The 18512-nt window shown below is 72.3% G+C and carries 19 protein-coding genes; 14 read left to right on the forward strand and 5 right to left on the reverse strand.

The features are described 5' to 3' along the window. Nucleotides 1-43: 43 nt before the first annotated feature. Complete coding sequence (locus ACTWNK_RS17750) at nt 44-1000, reverse strand: Gfo/Idh/MocA family protein (protein ID WP_474305101.1); 957 nt, start codon at nt 998-1000, stop codon at nt 44-46. Between the two features lie 97 nt (nt 1001-1097). On the opposite strand from ACTWNK_RS17750, the gene ACTWNK_RS17755 reads away from it, so the two are divergent. Next, nucleotides 1098-1640 (forward strand): hypothetical protein, encoded by a 543-nt coding sequence (locus ACTWNK_RS17755; RefSeq protein ID WP_474305102.1) that lies wholly within the window; start codon nt 1098-1100, stop codon nt 1638-1640. A 10-nt stretch (nt 1641-1650) separates the two neighbouring features. Here ACTWNK_RS17755 and ACTWNK_RS17760 read toward each other — a convergent pair whose 3' ends face one another. Together ACTWNK_RS17760 and ACTWNK_RS17765 are read right to left on the reverse strand one after the other, a co-directional pair. Continuing rightward, complete coding sequence (locus ACTWNK_RS17760; RefSeq protein WP_474305103.1) at nt 1651-3294, reverse strand: AMP-binding protein; 1644 nt, start codon at nt 3292-3294, stop codon at nt 1651-1653. A 39-nt stretch (nt 3295-3333) separates the two neighbouring features. Beyond that, complete coding sequence (locus tag ACTWNK_RS17765; RefSeq protein ID WP_474305104.1) at nt 3334-4023, reverse strand: TetR/AcrR family transcriptional regulator; 690 nt, start codon at nt 4021-4023, stop codon at nt 3334-3336. Between the two features lie 111 nt (nt 4024-4134). On the opposite strand from ACTWNK_RS17765, the gene ACTWNK_RS17770 reads away from it, so the two are divergent. From ACTWNK_RS17770 to ACTWNK_RS17830, 13 genes are all read left to right on the forward strand, one after another. After that, complete coding sequence (locus tag ACTWNK_RS17770) at nt 4135-5781, forward strand: amidohydrolase (protein WP_474305105.1); 1647 nt, start codon at nt 4135-4137, stop codon at nt 5779-5781. Next, nucleotides 5778-6692: a PDR/VanB family oxidoreductase gene (locus ACTWNK_RS17775; protein ID WP_474305106.1), complete on the forward strand. Its 915-nt coding sequence runs from the start codon at nt 5778-5780 to the stop codon at nt 6690-6692. Before ACTWNK_RS17770 ends, ACTWNK_RS17775 begins: the two co-directional genes overlap by 4 nt. A 9-nt stretch (nt 6693-6701) precedes the next feature. Further along, entirely contained in the window at nt 6702-7328 is a 627-nt protein-coding gene (locus tag ACTWNK_RS17780) for an MSMEG_1061 family FMN-dependent PPOX-type flavoprotein (RefSeq protein WP_474305107.1), read from the forward strand. Nucleotides 7329-7340: 12 nt separating this feature from the next. Further along, nucleotides 7341-8939 carry a CocE/NonD family hydrolase gene (locus ACTWNK_RS17785; protein WP_474305108.1) on the forward strand — a complete coding sequence of 533 codons (1599 nt, stop codon included), beginning with the start codon at nt 7341-7343 and terminating at the stop codon, nt 8937-8939. A gap of 16 nt (nt 8940-8955) precedes the next feature. Continuing rightward, nucleotides 8956-10353: an ABC transporter substrate-binding protein gene (locus ACTWNK_RS17790; RefSeq protein WP_474305109.1), complete on the forward strand. Its 1398-nt coding sequence runs from the start codon at nt 8956-8958 to the stop codon at nt 10351-10353. Nucleotides 10354-10365: 12 nt separating this feature from the next. Next, nucleotides 10366-10581, forward strand: a complete 216-nt coding sequence (locus tag ACTWNK_RS17795; protein WP_474305110.1) for a hypothetical protein — start codon at nt 10366-10368, stop codon at nt 10579-10581. A 3-nt stretch (nt 10582-10584) separates the two neighbouring features. Beyond that, nucleotides 10585-11529: an ABC transporter permease gene (locus ACTWNK_RS17800; protein ID WP_474305111.1), complete on the forward strand. Its 945-nt coding sequence runs from the start codon at nt 10585-10587 to the stop codon at nt 11527-11529. Beyond that, nucleotides 11526-12341 (forward strand): ABC transporter permease, encoded by an 816-nt coding sequence (locus tag ACTWNK_RS17805; RefSeq protein WP_474305112.1) that lies wholly within the window; start codon nt 11526-11528, stop codon nt 12339-12341. Before ACTWNK_RS17800 ends, ACTWNK_RS17805 begins: the two co-directional genes overlap by 4 nt. After that, entirely contained in the window at nt 12338-13273 is a 936-nt protein-coding gene (locus ACTWNK_RS17810) for an ABC transporter ATP-binding protein (protein WP_474305113.1), read from the forward strand. Before ACTWNK_RS17805 ends, ACTWNK_RS17810 begins: the two co-directional genes overlap by 4 nt. Further along, the gene (locus ACTWNK_RS17815; RefSeq protein WP_474305114.1) at nt 13270-14049 is read left to right on the forward strand and encodes an ABC transporter ATP-binding protein; all 780 of its coding nucleotides are present in this window, start codon (nt 13270-13272) and stop codon (nt 14047-14049) included. Before ACTWNK_RS17810 ends, ACTWNK_RS17815 begins: the two co-directional genes overlap by 4 nt. Before the next feature lie 55 nt (nt 14050-14104). Further along, the gene (locus ACTWNK_RS17820; RefSeq protein ID WP_474305115.1) at nt 14105-14650 is read left to right on the forward strand and encodes an EF-hand domain-containing protein; all 546 of its coding nucleotides are present in this window, start codon (nt 14105-14107) and stop codon (nt 14648-14650) included. Next, nucleotides 14637-15644: a terpene synthase family protein gene (locus tag ACTWNK_RS17825; RefSeq protein ID WP_474305116.1), complete on the forward strand. Its 1008-nt coding sequence runs from the start codon at nt 14637-14639 to the stop codon at nt 15642-15644. Before ACTWNK_RS17820 ends, ACTWNK_RS17825 begins: the two co-directional genes overlap by 14 nt. 117 nt (nt 15645-15761) lie before the next feature. Continuing rightward, nucleotides 15762-16649 (forward strand): AEC family transporter, encoded by an 888-nt coding sequence (locus ACTWNK_RS17830; protein ID WP_474305117.1) that lies wholly within the window; start codon nt 15762-15764, stop codon nt 16647-16649. Between the two features lie 15 nt (nt 16650-16664). On the opposite strand, the gene ACTWNK_RS17835 is transcribed toward ACTWNK_RS17830, so the two are convergent. Next, a complete protein-coding gene (locus tag ACTWNK_RS17835) occupies nt 16665-17447 on the reverse strand; it encodes an ATP-binding protein (protein ID WP_474305118.1) in 783 nt (260 codons plus the stop codon). Next, on the reverse strand, nt 17437-18309 hold the full coding sequence (locus ACTWNK_RS17840) for an MEDS domain-containing protein (RefSeq protein ID WP_474305119.1): 873 nt from the start codon (nt 18307-18309) through the stop codon (nt 17437-17439). Before ACTWNK_RS17840 ends, ACTWNK_RS17835 begins: the two co-directional genes overlap by 11 nt. Between the last annotated feature and the right edge of the window lie 203 nt (nt 18310-18512).

An 18512-nucleotide genomic window follows, 5' to 3' on the forward strand; every position in this document is an offset into this window, starting at 1 on the left:
CTCATGCTGCAACCTCAAGAGCGGTTCAGGTCAATCCCGCACGTCACCGCGCCCCCAGCCGACCACGCAGCTCCTCCAGCAGGCGCATCATCGCCAGGCTCTCGTCGAGCGGCATGACCGCGCTCTCCGTACGCCCCTCGGCCAAGGCGACCGCCACCTCGCGCACCTCCCCCGCGTACCCGTTGTCCGCGGGATCCAGCAGGTGCTCCTCCTGCACGCCGGGGCCGCTCAGCGTGATGCGGCGCGGCGCCCAGAAGGGGGCGTCGATGTCGGCGCGCAGCGTCGTCCCGGCCACCGATGCCGTGTTGCACAGGGGGCTGAGCAGCGAGGTGTCGGCCAGGGCGCGGGCGCCGTCGGCGTAGGTGAGCAGCACCCCGGCCTCCGCGTCCACGCCGGAGGGCGCGAGCGACCCGGTGACATGCGCGCCGACCGGCTCGCCGAGCAGCAACTGCGCCAGGCCGAGCGGGTAGATCCCCAGGTCGAGCAGGACACCACCCCCTGTCGAAGGACTCCACAGCCGATGCCCGGCCTCGTACGGCAGCGCGAAGCCGAACGACGCCCGCACCGACCGGATGCCGCCGAACCGTTCGTCACGCGCCAGCAGTCGCACGAGCGGGTTGAAGCGCATCCACATGGCCTCCATGAGGAACACGCCCGCGGCCCTGGCCAGGGCCACCATGCGTTCGGCGTCGGCCACGGTGGCGGCCAGCGGCTTCTCGCACAGGACGGCCTTGCCGTGTGCGATGGCGAGTTCGGCCACCTCCAGGTGCTGGGCGTGCGGCGTGGCGACGTACACGGCGTCGACGGCGGGATCGGCGCACAGCTCCAGGTAGGAACCGTATGCGGCGTCGGCCCCGAGGTCGGCGGCCAGGGCCGACGCCCGCTGCCTGCTGCGTGAGCCGACGGCGGCCACGCGCATGCCGGGCTCGGCCGCGATCACCGCGCCCACGGTCCTGGCGATCCCGCCGGTCGCCGCGATGCCCCACGAGATGTTCTTCACCGCATTGCCTCCACCCTCTGCCTGGCTGACCAGCGTCATGGTGTCGTGTGTGACATGGCAGATGCAAGCCAGGGATGATCGTGATGGAATACCGCGAATGGACCGAGCACGTCAGTTCCTCGGCGAGATGCTGGTGTGGTGTTTCGGTGTCGTCGTGCTCACCGGAGCCTTCCTCGTCTTCCACTACACGCCGGACGGCGGGACCGTGATCTACGACGGCTCCTACGAGCCGCTGCGGGGCACGCCGATGAGCGGCGCCTACTCCTCGAGCCTCGACCTGGCCTTCGAGGTGCGCGGCGGCCTGCTCATGCGGCAGCTGCACCTGTCCTCGTCGAACCTGCTGCTGGTCGGCACCGCCATCTGGCTGCTGCTCGGCAGGTTCCGCTTCGCACTCGGCGTGCTCGCGCTGGGGCTGCTCGCCGCGCTCGGCGGCTACGGAGCCGTCGACGACATGCTGGCGGGCACGCCGCTGGCCGGCATGCCCGTCCTGCTCTGGTACGGCCTGCACCTGGTGGCGGCGGTGGGCGTGGGCGCGTTGCTGCTGCTGTCGTCCTACCGGGAGGCGGTCAGGCAGCCGAGGACGCTGCCGTTCGTGGCCGCGAGCCTGGCCGCCGTCGTCGTGGTCTTCCTGTGGCCGTGAGGCCGCGGCCTCAGGCGTGCGGTGCGGGCGGGGTCAGGCCCAGCAGGGCGACGGCCTGCTCGCGCATCTCGACCTTGCGGATCTTGCCGCTGACCGTCATCGGGAAGGACTCCACGACCCTGACATAGCGCGGGATCTTGTAGTGCGCGAGCCGCCCGGCACAGAAGTCGGCCACGTCCTGCCTGCTCAGCGTGGCCCCGGGCTCACGAAGGATCACGCAGGCCAGCACCTCTTCGCCGTACTTGGCGTCGGGCACGCCGATCACCTGCACGTCGGAGATCGCGGGATGGGTGTAGAGGTACTCCTCGATCTCCCTCGGATAGACGTTCTCGCCGCCTCGGATGATCATGTCCTTGATCCGGCCCACGATGTTCACATAGCCGTCCTCGCGCATCACGGCCAGGTCGCCGGTGTGCATCCAGCGGGCCGCGTCGATCACCTCGGCCGTGCGTTCCGGCTCGTCCCAGTAGCCGAGCATCACCGAGTACCCGCGCGTGCACAGCTCGCCCGGCTCCCCGCGCGGCACGGTGACGCCGCTCGCCGGGTCGACGATCTTCACCTCGGTGTGCGGCAGCACGCGGCCCACGGTCGAGGTACGGCGGGCGAGGTCGTCGTCGGCCCTGGTCTGGGTGGAGACGGGCGAGGTCTCGGTCATGCCGTAACAGATGGCGATCTCGCCCATGTTCATCTCGGAGATCACCCGCTTCATGATCTCCACCGGGCACGGCGACCCGGCCATGATCCCGGCGCGCAGGCTGGACAGGTCGTAGGCGGCGAAGTCGGGCACGGCCAGCTCGGCGATGAACATGGTCGGCACGCCGTACAGGGTGGTGACGCGTTCGGCGGCGACGGCCCGCAGGGTCTGGGCCGGGTCGAAGGAGGGCGAGGGGATGACGATGCAGGCGCCGTGCGTGGTGGCGCCGAGGTTGCCCATGACCATGCCGAAGCAGTGGTAGAAGGGCACCGGCAGGCAGATGCGGTCGTGCTCGGTCAGGCCGAGCGTCTCGGTGACCAGATGGCCGTTGTTGAGGATGTTGTGGTGCGAGAGCGTCGCGCCCTTGGGGAAGCCGGTCGTGCCCGAGGTGTACTGGATGTTGATCGGGTCGTCGGGCGACAGCTCGGCCGCCCTGGCGCTCAGCTCCTCGTCGGGCACGATGCTCCCGGCCTCGACGAGCTCCTGCCAGCTCGGATCGCCGATGTGCACGACCGAGCGCAGGGCGGGACAGGAGGGCCGGGTGCGCTCGACCATGTCGCGGTAGTCGCTGCTCTTGTGCGCGAGCGCCGCGACCAGCACGCTCACACCGGCCTGGTTGAGGACGAACTCCAGCTCGTGCGTGCGGTAGGCCGGGTTGATGGTGACCAGGATCGCGCCGATCCGCGCGGTGGCGTACTGCAGGAGCACCCATTCAGGGCTGTTGGGCGCCCAGATGCCGACCCGGTCGCCCTTGGCCACACCGAAGGCGAGCAACCCCTTGGCGACCTCGTCGACGCCCGCCCCGAACTGCCGATAGGTCCACCGGCGCCCGCTCGGGCAGTCGACGAGCGCCTCCCGTTCGGGAAAGGCGGCGATCGTACGGCCGAGCCCGGCGCCGATGGTCTCGCCGAGCAGGGGTTCGGCCGAAGGGCCGCTCGCGTAGGACATGGGGGTGGTCATGGGACTTCCTCCTGGGGTGCGTCCCGGCGAGCGACCCTGTCAGCAGTCGGCCGCGGCTCCGGGTGAGTCTCTGACGATGGAATCGATCATGAGGTGCAGTGCGGCCTCGAACACCTGGCCGGACTCGATCTCCGGCAGGTGGTCGCGCACCGCGTGGATGTGCGGATAGGCGTCGGGGTCGGCCGCGCGGTAGGAGGTGTTCCAGCCGGCGCTCTCGGCCGCCCTCGTCTCGGCGTCGAGGCTGAGGAAACCGGCCTCTCCCCCCGACCACAGCAGGGCGAAGTCGGCGACGACCCGGTAGAGCACGGCGGCCCTGGCACTGTCGAACCCGGCCGCGATGAGCGCGCCGATCACGGTGTCGGCGGCCCGCATCTCGGCGGGCCCCCTGGTCGTGCGCGGCCCCGACAGCGCCGCAGCCGCCGGATGCGCCCGATAGGTCGCCCGCACCCTGCGACACACCTCGGCCAGCGTGTCGGCCCAGTACGGCGCGGCCGAGAAATCCTGGAAGGCCTCGTCGAGCAGCCGGTCGGCCACCGCGAGCAGGATGGCGTCACGGCTGCCGAAGTGCCGGTAGACGGCGGTCTGGTCGGCGCCGAGCGCCTTGCCGAGTTTGGGCAGGCTGAAAGCGGTCGCTCCCTCCTCGTCGAGCAGGCGTAGTGCGGTGGTCACGATGAGGTCGGGGGTGAGGGCGCCGCGGGGAAGGCGGGCACGCCGCTGGGAACTGCTCACCCGATCATCATCTCAGTCCGCCTCCGGGTCCGATGGATAGATGAAACCATAGACCAAACTCTAGTCCAAGCCATTGACTTCAGATGGCCGCCGGGTGTTTGCTCTGGCCCTATGAGCGACAAGCCAGCAGATCTGGTACTGATCGGCGGACCGGTGTTCACGGCCGACCCGGCCCGGTCCTGGAGCGACGCGGTCGCCGTCAGGGCGGGCAGGATCGTGGCGCTCGGCGCCTCCCGGGTCAGGCCGCTGATCGGCGCCGGGACCGACGTGGTCGACCTGGCCGGGCGCATGGCGCTGCCGGGATTCGTGGACGCGCACGTCCATCCGGTGTTCGGCGGCTTGGAGCGTGCCAGGTGCGACCTGCTCGGCGCGGGCGAGCGGGCGGTGGCCGAGGTGGCCGCCTACGCCGCCGCGCATCCCGACCGGCCGTGGATCGTCGGCGGCGGCTGGTCGATGGACCAGTTCCCCGGCGGCACCCCGCGACGCGAGGACCTCGATCGCGTGGTGCCCGACCGGCCGGTGTTCCTGCTCAACCGGGACAGGCACGGCGCCTGGGTCAACAGCGCGGCGCTGCGCGCGGCCGGGATCGACCGCCACACGCCCGACCCGCCGGACGGCCGGATCGAACGCGACCCGGACGGCACGCCGAGCGGCACCCTGCACGAGAACGCCGCCGACCTCGTCGCCAGGCTGCTCCCGGCGGTGACCGCGGAGGAGTACGCGCAGGCCCTGGCCGAAGGGCAGCGCCACCTGCACGCCCACGGCGTGACCGGCTGGCAGGACGCCCTGGTCGGCGAGTACCTCAGCTATCCCGACGCCTTCGACACCTACCTGGCGGCGGCCGCGTCGGGCGCCCTGACCGGCCGGGTGGTCGGCGCCCTGTGGTGGGACCGCGACAAGGGCCTGGAACAACTCGACGACCTGCTCAAACGCCGTACGACAGGCCGGGCGGGCCGGTTCGCCGCGACGAGTGTGAAGATCATGCAGGACGGCGTGTGCGAGAACTTCACCGCCGCCCTGCTGCAGCCCTACCACGGCCACGGCCACGGCGCGGGCCTCAGCTACCTGGACCCCGAAGCGCTCGGCGCGGCGGTACGCGCGCTGGACGCGGCCGGGTTCCAGGTGCACTTCCACACGATCGGCGACCGCGCGGTCAGGGAGGCGCTGGACGCCGTGGAGTCGGCGCTCGGCGGCCCGGTGTCCGGCGGGCACGGCGGCGACAACCGGCACCACCTGGCCCACCTGCAACTCGTGCACCCCGACGACGTGCCGCGCATGCGCAGGCTGCGGACCTCGGCCAACATGCAGGCGCTGTGGGCGGTGTGCGACACGCAGATGGCCGAGCTGACCAACCCCTACCTCGGCGCCGAACGCGCCGGCAGGCAGTACGTGTTCGGCGAACTGCGCGCGGCCGGTGTGACGCTGGTGGCGGGCAGCGACTGGCCGGTCTCCAGCGCCGATCCGCTCGTCGGCGTGCACGGCGCGGTCAACAGGGCGATCCCGGGCGGCGCCTCGCGTGAGGCGTTCCTGCCCGAGCAGCGGCTCGCCTTGGCCGACGCGTTGTGCGCTTACACCGCGGGCGGCGCCTGGATCAACCACCTCGACGACGTGACCGGCACGATCGCCGTCGGCAAGTACGCCGACCTGACCGTGCTCGACCGCGACCTGTTCGAGCACCCGGCACACGAGATCGCCGACGCCGGGGTCGAGCTCACCTTCGTCGAGGGCGAACTCGTGCACGAGCGAGGCCGCGGATGATCACCGTCAGGGTGGAGCAACTGCGCCACGAGGCCGACGACGTCGTCTCGGTCCTGCTGGCCGACCCGGCGGGCGGCGCCCTGCCCGCCTGGGAGCCCGGCGCCCACCTCACGCTCAGACTGCCCACCGGCGCCGAACGCCACTACTCCCTGTGCGGCACGCCCGGCGACGCCTACCGCATCGCGGTCCTGCGCGAACCCCGGGGCAGGGGCGGCTCCGAGTACGTGCACAGGTTCCTGCGACCGGGCCAGCTGGTCGAGATCGAGGGCCCGCGCAACAACTTCAGGCTCGCACCCGCCGAGCACTACCTGTTCGTCGCGGGCGGCATCGGCATCACCCCCATCCTGGCCATGATCCACGCCGCCGAGCGATCCCGCCGCTCCTGGACCCTCCTGTACGGCGGGCGCGGCCGGGCGTCGATGGCGTTCGCCGCCGAGCTGGCGGGCTTCGGCGACCGGGTGACGCTGTGGCCGCAGGAGGAGTCCGGCCTGCTCCCGCTGGCCGCCTACCTCAAGCGCGGCGGCGCCGTCTACTGCTGCGGCCCGGCCCCGCTCCTGGACGCCGTCACCTCGGCCTGCGAGGGGCGAGACGACCTTGACCTGCACCTGGAGAGGTTCAAGGCGCCGGGCGCACCCCGCAAGGGCGAGGGCGACGGGCCGGTCACCCTCGTCTGCGCCCGCTCGGGCGTCACCGTCGAGGCGCGTGCCGACGAGAGCCTGCTGGACGCGCTGACCGGCGCGGGCGTCGGCGGCGTGCACGGCTCCTGCGGCGAGGGCGTCTGCGGCACCTGCGAGGTCAGGGTGCTCGCCGGCGAGCCGGACCACCGCGACCACATCGCCGGGAGGCCGGGCGACGTCATGCTCCCGTGCGTGTCGAGGGCGCGTACCCCCGTGCTCGAACTGGACCTGTAGGAGGCCGCCGTGCTCACCCACGCCCCGCGCCGTATCGGCCTCGACCGGGTCCGCGAGATCATCGGCGAGCCCGACCCGGCGTTGCGCCGCAAGATCCTGGGCAGGCTCGACGAGTACTGCCGCCTGTTCATCGCCCATTCGCCGTTCTGCGTCGTGGCCACCGTGAACGCGCGGGGCCAGGCCGACAGCTCGCCCCGGGGCGACGAGCCGGGATTCGTCCGCGTGCTCGACGACCACACGCTCCTCCTGCCCGACCGGCCGGGCAACCGCCTGGCCGACACCTTCACCAATCTGGCCGACCATCCCGGCATCGGCCTGCTGTTCCTCGTGCCCGGCTATCCCGAGGCGCTGCGGGTGAACGGCACCGCCTACGCCACCGACGACCCCGGCCTGCTGCCCATGCTGGAGGCGCGCGGCAGGCCCGCCGTACTGGCCACGGTCGTCGAGGTGGAGCAGGCCTATCTGCACTGCGCCAAGGCGATCATCCGCTCCGGTCTGTGGGAGGCGGCCACACACGCGCGGGCCCGCGCGCTGCCGACCGGCGGTGTGATCGCCGCCGCGCACATCGGCCTGGCCGGGCTCACCGGCGCGCTGCTCGACGACGACCTGGCAGACGACTACCGCACCAACCTCTGAAAAGGACCCACGATGGACATCCTGAGCATCGGTCCCGCGCCGCTGCATCCCGGCGCCGAACAGATCATGGTGACCATGCGCGACGGCGTGCGCCTGGCCACCGACGTCTACCTCCCGCCCTCGCCCGGCCGCCATCCCGTCGTCGTCTCGCGCATGCCCTACGACAAGGCGGGCGCGTGGATGGCGATCGACAGGATCGCGCCGTACTACCTGGAGCGCGGCTACGTGTTCGTGGCCCAGGACGTGCGCGGGAAGTTCCGCTCGCAGGGCGAGACGGTGCCCTTCGTGCACGAGATCGAGGACACCTACGACACGCTCGACTGGGTCGTCGGTCAGCCGTGGTCCGACGGCACGGTGGCGATGACCGGCGACTCCTACCACGGCTACACGCAGTGGGCGGGCGCGGCCGGCGGGCATCCGGCGCTGCGGGCCATCGCGCCGAGGGTGACGGGGACGGCGATCTCCGACCTGCTGCCGTCGGGCGGGATGAGCTGTCTGTACCACGCCAACTACTTCGCGCACTACTGGGTGGACCAAGACGCGCACCACTTCGAGACCGACTGGTCGGTGCGGCCGCTTCGCGAGGTGTTCGAGCCCGCGTTCGCCGCGATCGGGGCCAGGTCGGCGGCCGTCGACGCCATGCTCGCCGGCAAGGCGCCCGCCGATCCCTTCGCCACCAGGCATCCGCTGCTGGGCAGGCCGGTGCCGGTGCTGCACCGGGTGGGCTGGTTCGACAACCTCATCGACCTGTCCATGCGCGACCACACCAGGCAACTGGCCACACCCGGCTGGGCCGATCTCACCTACCTGGACGCCGACGCCTGCGACCACCACACCTACCACCTCGACCAGGCGCCCGTGCGGGCCGCCGACGACCACGGCCAGGACCCGGCCGTACTGGAGCGCATCCTGCCCCGCTACCTCGGCAGGACGATCGACTTCTTCGACGTCTTCGTCAGGGGCCTGCGTCCGGCCTCCTCGCTGGCCAGGGCCACCTGGTTCCACGGCCACGACGGCGAGCGCACCGCCACGGCCTGGCCGCCTCCCGGCGCGCGGGAGCTGCGCCTGCGCCCCACGGGCGAGGGCGGGCTCGGCGGCGAGGCGGGCTCGGGGACCCGGACCTGGGCGCACGACCCGGCCGACCCCGTGCCCTCGATCGTGCGCGACCCGTGGGTGTTCCTGCTGGAGTACCCGGACGAGAGCGCCCTGCACGAGCGGCCCGACGTGCAGGCCTTCACCGCCGAGCCCGCGACCGCGCCGCTCGACCTGGCCGGGCCGGTGCGCGCGCACGTCGCGGTGACGAGCCAGGCGCCCGGCATGCATCTGTTCGTCAAGCTGCACGACGTCGCGCCGGACGGCACGGCCCGCATGATCTCGCGCGGCCAGGCCGTCCTCACCGGGGACGGCGGCGCGGCCGTCGACCTCGGGCACACCGGCTACCGGCTGCGTCCCGGCCACCGGCTGCGGCTCGTGCTCGCCTGCAGCGACTACCCGCTGTTCGCCCCGCATCCCGGCACCGCCGAAGACCCGTGGTCGGCCACCGCGACGCGGGTCAGCGCGCAGACGCTCGACCTGGCCGCGACCGTCCTCACCCTCACGATCGCCACCTGACGTCAGGGGTTTCGCCATGAAGAAGATCCTGCCGCTCCTCCTGGGCTCGGCCGTCCTCGTCGCCGCGTGCGGAGGCGGGCCGGTCACGGCGCCCGCCCCCTCGGCGTTCGAGGCCGGAACGCTCGACACCCCCGCGGCCAAGGGCGACCTGCCCGAACTCACCTGGTACGGCGACTACCGCGCGCCCTACACCCTCGACCCGGTCAAGGTCGCCGACTACCCGGAGCAGACCGTGCTGCCGAACGTCTGCGAACCGCTGATCAGGACCGACTCCGCCTACACCGCCGAACCGGGCCTGGCCACCGCCTGGCGGCAGCACGATCCCAGGACGCTGGTCCTGACCATCCGGGAGGGCGTGAAGTTCTCCGACGGCTCCCCGATGACGGTCGGCGACGTCGTCTTCAGCCTGCGCCGCAACCTCGACCCGAAGACGGCCTCCGCCTACGCCTCGCTGTACTCCGCCGTGGAGTCGGTCACCGCCGAAGGCCAGGAGGTGACCGTGCGCTTCAGCCGCGACGACGCCGTGTTCCTGGCCGTCATGGGCTCGATGGGCAGCGCCGTCGTCAGCGAGAGGTACGCCGAGGCCAAGGGCGCCGAACTCGGCACGCCCAAGGGCGGCGTGCTGTGCACGGGACCGTACCGGGTGGCCTCCTTCGACGGCACGCACGACGCCGTGCTGGAGCGCAATCCGCACTACTGGGACACGGCCTCGCCGCCGCGCGCCCAGAAGCTGAGGTTCGTCTTCCCGGCCGACGCCAAGAGCCTGTCCAACGCCATCGCGGGCGGTGTCGTCGACGGCGGGTTCAACATCCCGGCCCAGCTCGTGCCCGCCCTGGCCGCCTCGCGCACCGGAAAGTTGTGGACCGGGCCCGTCGGCAGCTCACCGCAGAACCTCGACCTCGTCGTGGCCGACCTCGCCAAGGGCCCCTTGGCCGACGTCCGGGTGCGCCAGGCCCTCTCGCTCGCCATCGACCGCCAGGGCATCGCCGCCAACGTCTTCGCCTCGACCGCCGACCCGCTCTACAGTGTCGCCGGGCCCGGCATGTGGGGCTACGCCAAGAAGGAGTACGCCCAGGCCTACGCCGCACTCACCGTCACCAGGGACGTCGCCAAGGCCAAGGGCCTGGTCGCCGAGGCGGGCGCGAGCGGCAAGAAGGTCACCATGGCCTACCCGACCGGCATCGACCTCTACGCCAGCGTCGCCACCATCATCCGCCAGGAGGCCAAGGAGATCGGCCTCGACCTCGACATCGTCGGCCTGCCCCTGGCCCAGTACGGCCAGCTCTTCATCGACGAGGCGGCGCGCGAGCCCTACGACCTGTTCGTCACCATGAACTACTCCCAGGTGCTCGAACCCGCCTTCATGTACGGCTTCATCGCCCTGCCCGGAGGCCCGCAGAACTACGGCGGCTAGGCCAACGCCGAGGTGGCCTCGCTGATCGGCAAGGCCTACGGCACCGTGGACGACACCGCCAGGGCCGCACTGATCATCAAGGCGCAGGAGCACCTGGCCAGGGACCTGCCGTGGATCCCGGTCGTCGCGCCGAGGGCCAATGTCTACCTCGGGGCCAAGGTGACGGGCGTGCCGCTCACCTTCGCCTATATCGGCAGGCCGTGGGCCGTCTCGGTAGGGGCGCCCTGAGTCATGGGCAGGCTCCTGGCCAGACGGCTCCTGGCCCTCGTGGTGACGCTGACGCTCTCCAGCTTCGTGGTCTTCTCCAGCCTCTACCTGGCCCCGGGCAGTCCCGAGTCGGTGCTGTTCGGGGGGAGCACCCCCACGCCCGAGGCCCGCGCCGCCGTACGCGCCCAGTACCACCTCGACGACCCCTTCGTCCTCAGGTACCTGCGCTGGGCGGGTGACGTGCTCTCCGGCGATCTCGGCACCTCCTTCGCCGGTGGCCAGCCGGTCGCCGGGCGGATCGGCGCGGTGATCGGCACCACGCTCGGCCTGGTCGGGCTGACCGCCGTGGTGATCGCGGTGGCGGGGCTGGCGCTGGGGCTGCTGGCGGCGCTGCTGCCGGGACGCGTCGACGCCGTCGTCTCCGCGCTCACCGCGGTGGCGGCAGGCATGCCGGCCTTCGTGGTCGCCTCGGTCGGCATCTCGGTGTTCGCGGTCAGGCTCGGCTGGTTCCCCGCGTTCGGCGCGGGCGAGCCTGGCCCGCTCGGCACGCTGCACGCCCTGGTCCTGCCCGCGCTGTCGTTGTCGCTGCTGTCGGCGGCGATGCTGGCCAGGGTGACGAGGGCGGCCGTACGCGCCGAGCTGGAGCGCGACTACGCCCAGACCGCCGTCGCCAGAGGCGTGCCGCGCGCGGCGCTGGTGCGGCGTCACGTCCTGCGCAACGCCGCACCGCCCATCGCCACCACGGGAGGACTCATGGTCGCCGCCCTGTTCGCGGGCACGGTCGTGGTCGAGAACGCCTTCGGCCTGCCGGGGCTCGGCTCGCTGCTGATCAGCGCGGTCAACCAGAACGACTTCCCGACCGTGCAGGCCGTGACGCTCGTCATGGTCGGCGCGTTCGTGCTGACGAACCTGGTGGTCGACCTGGCCCAGCAGTGGCTCGACCCGCGGCTGCGCAAGGCCGTGCGATGAGCGCGCTCGCCGTCGCCGTGCCGAGAGCGCAGGGCGGCGCGGCGCGGCGGGCCGCCCTGGCCGTCGTGGTCGTGCTCGTCGTCGTGGCGGTGTCGGCGCCGCTGCTCGCGCCCTACGACCCGGACGCCCAGGACCTGCTCGGCGCCTATCTGCCGCCGTCGGCCGAGCACTGGCTCGGCACCGACGGCACCGGCAGGGACATCGCCTCCCGGCTCATCTGGGGTGCGCGTACCAGCCTGCTGGGTCCCGCGTTCGTCGTCGCGCTCAGCCTGGCCGTCGGCATCCCGCTCGCGCTGCTGGCCGCCTGGCGCGGCGGCCTGGTCGACGCCGTGGTCGCCCGCTTCCTCGACGTCGTGTTCTCGCTGCCCGCGATCCTGCTGGCGGTGCTCGCCGTCGCGGTGTTCTCACCCGGCCCCGGTCCGGCCGTCGCCGCGCTGGCCGTCGCCTACCTGCCGTATGTCGCCAGGGTGGCGCGCAGTGCGGCGCTCGGGCAGATCGGCTCGGGGTACGTCGACGCGCTGCGGGTGCAGGGCAGCGGCGGTGTGGCCATCTGCGTCAGGCACGTGCTGCCCAACATCGCGCCGGTCGTGGCCGCCCAGGTGCCGATCGCATTCGCCTCGGCGCTGATGGACCTGGCCGCGCTGTCCTTCCTCGGCCTGGCCGTACAGGCTCCGCAGGCCGACTGGGGTGTGCTGGTCAACGACGCGCAGGCCGTACTGCGTGGCCATCCCGGGCAAGTGATCTACGCGGGTGCGTTCATCGTGACCACGGTCGTCGCGCTGACCGCACTCGGGAACCGGAGAAGTCCATGAGCGACGTCCTCGAACTCGGCGACCTGAGCGTCGACGTGCCCCACGGCGGGGTCATGCGCCGCGTGCTGAGCGGGGTGACGCTGTCGCTCGCACGCGGGCAGGCGCTCGGCCTGGTGGGCGAGTCCGGCTCGGGCAAGTCGATGACGGCACGCGCGATCCTGCGGATGACGCCGCCGGGCAGCAGGATCTCCGGCGAGGTCAGGCTGGCGGGCGCCGAGCTCACCGGGCTCGGCGAGCGGGCCATGCGCGCGGTCAGGGGCCGCCGGATCGGCATGATCTTCCAGGACGCCCGCTCGCACCTGGACCCGCTGCAGCGCGTCGGCGACTTCCTCACCGAGCGTGGCGCCTCCCGCGCCGACGCGCTCGCCCTGCTGGAACGCGTGGGCATCGACGACCCGCCCAGACGGGCACGGCAGTACCCGCACGAGATGTCGGGCGGCATGCTCCAGCGCGTGATGATCGCCTCGGTCGTCCTGGCCGGGCCCGACCTCATCCTGGCCGACGAGCCGACCACCGCACTCGACGTCACCACCCAGGCCGAGGTCATCGCCCTCCTGGACGAACTGCGCAGGGAGCGCGGCACGGCCCTGGTCTTCATCACCCACGACCTGGACCTGGCGGCCGACTTCTGCGACGCGATCGCCGTCCTGTACGCGGGGTCGTTGCAGGAGGTGCACACCGGTCCGCTGGAGACGGTCGCCCATCCCTACACGCGGGCGCTGCTGGCCGCGCGGCCCGACGTCGCGGTCAGGGCGCACCGGCTGGCCACCATCCCCGGCACGCCGATCTCCGCCTTCGAGGCGCCCGCGGGATGCGCGTTCGCCACCCGCTGCCCGCATGCCGACGCCGCCTGCCACACCGTGCGCCCGGCCCTGCTGCCCGCCGCGTCGGGGCGCGTGCGCTGCCACCTGGCCGGAGGGCGGGCCTCGTGAACGCGCCGGCCGTCGAGGTGTCCGGTCTGACCAGGCGTTACGGCGGCTTCACCGCGGTCGGCGGGCTGTCGTTCAGCGTCGGGCGCGGCGCCTGCCTGGGTGTCGTGGGGGAGTCGGGGTCGGGCAAGTCCACCACGGCCAGGATGCTCGCCGGGCTGGTACGGCCGACCTCGGGACGCATCCTCGTCCTCGGCCACGACCATTCCGTCCCCGCCCGCCGCAGCGCCGAACGCAAGGCCAGGGGCGCCAGGCTGCAGATGGTGTTCCAGGACCCCTACACCTCGCTCGACCCCCGTCAGAGCGTGCGCTCGGCCCTGGAGGAGACGCTCGCCCTGCACACCGGGCTCGACCGCAGGCGGCGTGCCGTACGCGCGGGTGAGCTCGCCGCCATGGTCGGCCTGGACGCGGGCCGCCTGAGCGCGCTGCCCAGGGCGCTGTCGGGCGGGCAGCGCCAGCGCGTCGCCATCGCACGGGCGCTCGCCGCCGCCCCGCAGGTGCTGGTCCTGGACGAGGCCGTGTCGGCGCTGGACGTCTCGATCCAGGCCCAGATCCTCAACCTGCTGGCCGACCTGCGCGAGAGCGAGGGCATCACGCAGATCTTCGTCTCGCACGACCTGGCCGCCGTGCGGCAGCTCGCCGACGACATCCTGGTGCTGGAGCACGGCGTCGCGGTGGAGTACGGCAGCGCGGCGCAGGTCCTGGACGAACCCGGTCATCCCTATACCCGGCGATTGCGCGCCAGCGTTCCCACGCGGTCGCCCGGTGCGGCGCATTGACACTTCCGTCACTTCACGTGAACATTTCATTACCTAAAGTGGTCAAGGAGAAGTGATGTCCGCAGATCTGCGTCAGCGCAAGCTCAACCTGTCCTTCCGGCAGCTCGACGTCAACGGCAACGGCCATGTCGAACGCGACGACCTGCTCGGGCTCGGCGCCCGCATCCTGGTCGGCTTCGGCGAGGCGCCGACCAGTCCGCGCGGCCGTGAGGTGATCGACACCTTCGACGCCGTGTGGCAGCGGCTGGTCGCCGGCCTCGACGTGGACAGTGACGGGCAGATCACCGCCGCGGAGTTCCACAGCGGCATGGTCGAGGCCTTCATCGAGGGACCCGACTTCGACACCGTCTACCGGCCCGCCATCGCCACCGTGCTCGCCCTGTGCGACGCCGACGGCGACGGGCTCATCGGCCGGGCCGAGTTCGGGGTGGCGCAGTCGGCGTTCGGCACCGACGACCAGGAGGCGGACGTGGCCTTCGCCAAGCTCGACACCGACGCGAGCGGCAGGCTGGCCGTGCAGGAGCTGGTCGAGGCCGCACGCGACTTCTACACCAGCGACGACCCCGACGCGGCGGGCAACTGGTTCTTTGGCCGTTTCTGAGCTGGCTCCCGGCCCGCGTGCGAGCGCGGGCGTGGGCGCGTCCATGCTGCTGCCGCTCATCGAGCGGCACGCGGTCATGGGCGCGCCCTGCCGGGTGCACCCGGCGGCGGCCGTGCTCGGGACGGCCCTGGACGACTGGGCGGCGGACGCGGGCCTGCTCGCCGACCCGCTCGCCCTCGACCGCATGCGTCAGGCCAGGATCGACGCCCTCATCGCCCGCGTGTGCGCCGAGGTCGACGAGGACAGGGCGCTGGCGTTCGGCCGATGGCTGGCGTGGTTCTTCCTCTTCGACGACCTGTGGGACGAGGGCCCCAACCTCGTCGAACCGCTCGACGCGGCCTTCGACGGCCTGCACGCCACCATGGCGGGCCGCACGCCCGGCGTGTCCGGCCCGCTGCAGCACGCCTTCGCCGAGCTGTGGGCGCACACCGCCGGTGCGATGAGCGCGCACTGGCGCACCCGTTTCGCCGAGCACGTGCGCCTCTACCACCTGGCCTGCCGTACGGCCTGCCTGCAGCGCGCCGGGGGGCTGGTCTCCGGGGCGCACGACTATCCGGCCCTGCGCCGGGCGACGGGCGGCTCGTTCCTGTTCGAGCTGGCCGAGTCGCTGTTCCGGGTCGACCTGCCCGGTGTGCTGGTCGGCTCGCCCCGGTGGGGTGCGCTGGTCGACGCGGCCAACGACGTGATGTCCTGGTCCAACGACGTGGCCTCGCTGGAGCGGGAGCTCGGGCATCGCGACACGCACAACTACGTCGTGGTGCTCGCCCGCGCCGGTGGGCTCGGCCTGCGGGCCGCGGCCGAGCTGGTCGTCGAGCACACCGGCTCCCGGCTGGAGGACCTGGAGGCGGCGTTCCGGTCGATGAGCGGGGAGTTCGACCGGCTCGGGCTCGACCGCCGCCAGTCCAGACAGGCCAGCAAACTGGCGTGCGCCTACGTGTCGGCTCCCCGCGCGCATCTGGAGTGGATGTTCGACTCGGGCAGGTACACCTCCTGAGCGAGGCTCACGTGGCGAGCGCCGGTCGCGCGCCGCAGTGCGAGGGCGAGCGCAGGTACACCTCCTGAGCGAGGCTCACGGGCCGTGCCTGGCACGGGGCCTCGTAGGGTGTGGGCGGTGGGGGCAATCATCTCGGCCTTCGTCCCGATCTGGGCGATCAGTGTGCTGGGCTGGGCGGCGGCCAGGACCGGGCTGGTGGAGGCGCAGGCGCAGCGGGTGTTGTCGGGGTTCGCCTTCACGTTCGCGATGCCCGCCGTACTGTTCGTCATGCTGAGCCGTACCTCGGTGGGGCAGATCAGGCCGATGCCGCTGGTCGCGTTCGCGGTGAGCACGCTGGTGGTGGGGCTGGTGGCGGCCCTTCTCGTCCGTGATCGGCTCCCGGGGCGAGTGATCGCCGGGATGGTGTCGGGGTATGTCAACGCCGGTAATCTCGGCATTCCCGTCGCCCTCTACGTGCTGCACGATGCGACGTTCGTGGTCTCGGTCATCCTCTTCCAGGTGCTGGTCCTGGCGCCGATGATCGTCCTGGGGCTGAACTCCGGCGGATCGCCGCTGGCGCCGTTGCGCACGCCGATCCTGCTCGCCTCGGTGCTCGGCCTGGCGGTGTCGCTGACCGGGCTGCGGCTGCCCGCCGTGCTGGCCGGGCCGCTCGAGGTGCTGGGCGGCGCGGCGGTGCCGCTGGCGCTGTTCGCGCTCGGGATGTCGCTGGACGGGCGCGGGGAGGGCACGCGCACGCCGTTGCCGAGGCTCGGACTCGTCGTGGGGCTCAAGCTGGTGGCCCAGCCGGTGCTCGCCTTCCTGGTCGGGCGTTACGCGCTCGGACTCGGGCCGCACGAGCTGTTCGCGGCCACGCTGTTCGCGGCGTTGCCGACGGCGCAGAACACGTTCGTGTACACGGTGGAGTTCGGGCACAGGGGCGACCTGCCGAGGGACGCCATCCTCGTGACCAGCCTGCTCTCACTCGTCACCCTCGCCGTCGTCGCCCTGACGCTCGGCCGGCCGTGACGCCGTCGCCGCAGGTCAGGCGTCGGACGCCAGCGCCTCGGCGACCGTGTCGTGGAAGGTGAAAGGCGTCAGGCTGAGCCCGTCGAGGCGCTGCCTGAAGTCCTGCGACAGGCCGACGAGCACGAGAAGGGCGCCGTCGGAGGCGTTGATCCGCTTCTGCGCGCTGATGAGGGCCGTGATGCCGACGCCGTCCCACCGCCGCAGCGCGCTCAGGTCGAGGACGAGCCTGACACCGGCGTCGCCTGCGAGCAGGTCCTGCACGAGCGTCACGATCCCGGGGGCCGCCTGCTCGTCCAGCGGGCCCTTCAGCTCCACCAGCACCCGGCCGTCGTCCGTCTCGTGCCGGGTGAGCTCGGAGGCCGTGTGCCCGCCCTCGTCGCCGGGCAGGACGAAGACCACCGTGGCCTTGGTGCCGTCGGGGCCGGTCTCGACGGTGAGCGAGTCGGACAGGAAGCGCGCGATCCACAGGCCGTGGCCGTGCTGGTAGGGCCACGGCGGCTCGCCGTTGCCCGCGGCCTCGCCCGTGCCCGCGTCGCAGACCGTGCAGCGCAGGGCGCCGTCGTCCTGCTCCATCCGCACCCGGCCGCCGCCCGCGCCGTGCAGGATCGCGTTGGTCGCGAGCTCGTGCAGGGTGACGACGAGGTCGCTGGCCCTGCCCTCGTGCAGCCCGGCCTCGATGGCGTGCGCCTCCAGCGCGGCCCGCAGCGAGTAGAGGGAGTCGTCGTCGAAGGCCTGCTCCAGCATGACGACGGCGCCTGTGTCCGGCGGCGGGGTGCTCACGGGCGTGTCACCGGTCATGAACGCTCACCAGACTGATCCCGGGAATGTCGGCGGCGCCCAGCATGACGAACCTCGCCGCCAGCACCGGCCCGCACCGCAGGACGACCGTGCGGGCGGGGGCGACGCTCCTGGCCGCGTCGATGATCATCCGCGTGCACGGCAGGTCGATGAACGCGAGCTCGGCCATGTTGACGGTGATGTCGCCCTCCCCTCGGATGGCCTCGGCCAGCGCGAGGGCCAGCGCGTCGCCCGCCGCGCGGTCCATCTGCCCGGCCAGCCGGATCCCCGGCGGAGCGTACTGACGGCAGATACGCAACAGCGGATCGTCATGGTAAGTGGCAGCGGCGACCGAATGCGTGTGAAAGGCGGATACGGAAGCCAGCGTGACCGGGTCGAACCTGTCGCGATCGTACTGGCAGAGCACCGAGATGCTGCGCCCGCCCAGCGCCTGCGCGATCTCCTCCTCGAACGCGGGCAGCTGCTCGATCCCGCTGACCGGCTTGAGCGCCCAGCCCATGTCGAGGGCGACCCGCAGCCCCGAATAGCCCGCACGCTCGGTGTGCTCCATCTGCGAACGCAGCCAGCCCATCGCCCGCTCGACCACGAACGCCTGCTCGGTGAGCAGATTGTCGCCGTAGGCGGAGACTTCCATCCGCCCCTCGGCCGTCGCCGCCTGTACGGCGATGCCGCGCCGCTTGAGCTCGGCCAGCGCCGACTGCGGCTGCTCGCACAGCCAGACCACCCTGAGCCCGCCGTGCAGCCCGTCGCGCACGTAGGCGGCGGTGAGGTCGAGGAACTCCTCGGGCTCGCCGAACGTCAGGCACGCGTGATCGTCAAGGGTCAGATCCGTGATCTGCGTATCCGCGTCGACCGGCACCACGTCACCATCCCTGCTGCGGCCAGCGCCGCCCATCGCACCATGGACCACACCAGGGTAGTGATCAATGCGTGTGGCGGGACCCCATACCCGCGCCCCGGCGGGGGGCAGGCAGATCGTCGCACTCACCTCGGCTTCACTCTCCCCGGCTCCCACTCGGCCCTGCGGCCACGTCGTCAGGGCCGCACCGTACCCAGGATGCGGCC

The sequence above is a fragment of the Nonomuraea sp. IBHARD001 genome, assembly GCF_056106265.1.

What these genes read in the sequence shown, in the direction of transcription:
- ACTWNK_RS17755 (WP_474305102.1), top strand. Translation starts at nt 1,098, where the DNA reads ATGGACCGAGCACGTCAGTTCCTCGGCGAGATGCTGGTGTGGTGTTTC.
- ACTWNK_RS17770 (WP_474305105.1), top strand. Translation starts at nt 4,135, where the DNA reads ATGAGCGACAAGCCAGCAGATCTGGTACTGATCGGCGGACCGGTGTTC.
- ACTWNK_RS17775 (WP_474305106.1), top strand. Translation starts at nt 5,778, where the DNA reads ATGATCACCGTCAGGGTGGAGCAACTGCGCCACGAGGCCGACGACGTC.
- ACTWNK_RS17790 (WP_474305109.1), top strand. Translation starts at nt 8,956, where the DNA reads ATGAAGAAGATCCTGCCGCTCCTCCTGGGCTCGGCCGTCCTCGTCGCC.
- ACTWNK_RS17820 (WP_474305115.1), top strand. Translation starts at nt 14,105, where the DNA reads ATGTCCGCAGATCTGCGTCAGCGCAAGCTCAACCTGTCCTTCCGGCAG.
- ACTWNK_RS17785 (WP_474305108.1), top strand. Translation starts at nt 7,341, where the DNA reads ATGGACATCCTGAGCATCGGTCCCGCGCCGCTGCATCCCGGCGCCGAA.
- ACTWNK_RS17810 (WP_474305113.1), top strand. Translation starts at nt 12,338, where the DNA reads ATGAGCGACGTCCTCGAACTCGGCGACCTGAGCGTCGACGTGCCCCAC.
- ACTWNK_RS17760 (WP_474305103.1), bottom strand. Translation starts at nt 3,294, where the DNA reads ATGACCACCCCCATGTCCTACGCGAGCGGCCCTTCGGCCGAACCCCTG.
- ACTWNK_RS17800 (WP_474305111.1), top strand. Translation starts at nt 10,585, where the DNA reads ATGGGCAGGCTCCTGGCCAGACGGCTCCTGGCCCTCGTGGTGACGCTG.
- ACTWNK_RS17835 (WP_474305118.1), bottom strand. Translation starts at nt 17,447, where the DNA reads ATGACCGGTGACACGCCCGTGAGCACCCCGCCGCCGGACACAGGCGCC.
- ACTWNK_RS17805 (WP_474305112.1), top strand. Translation starts at nt 11,526, where the DNA reads ATGAGCGCGCTCGCCGTCGCCGTGCCGAGAGCGCAGGGCGGCGCGGCG.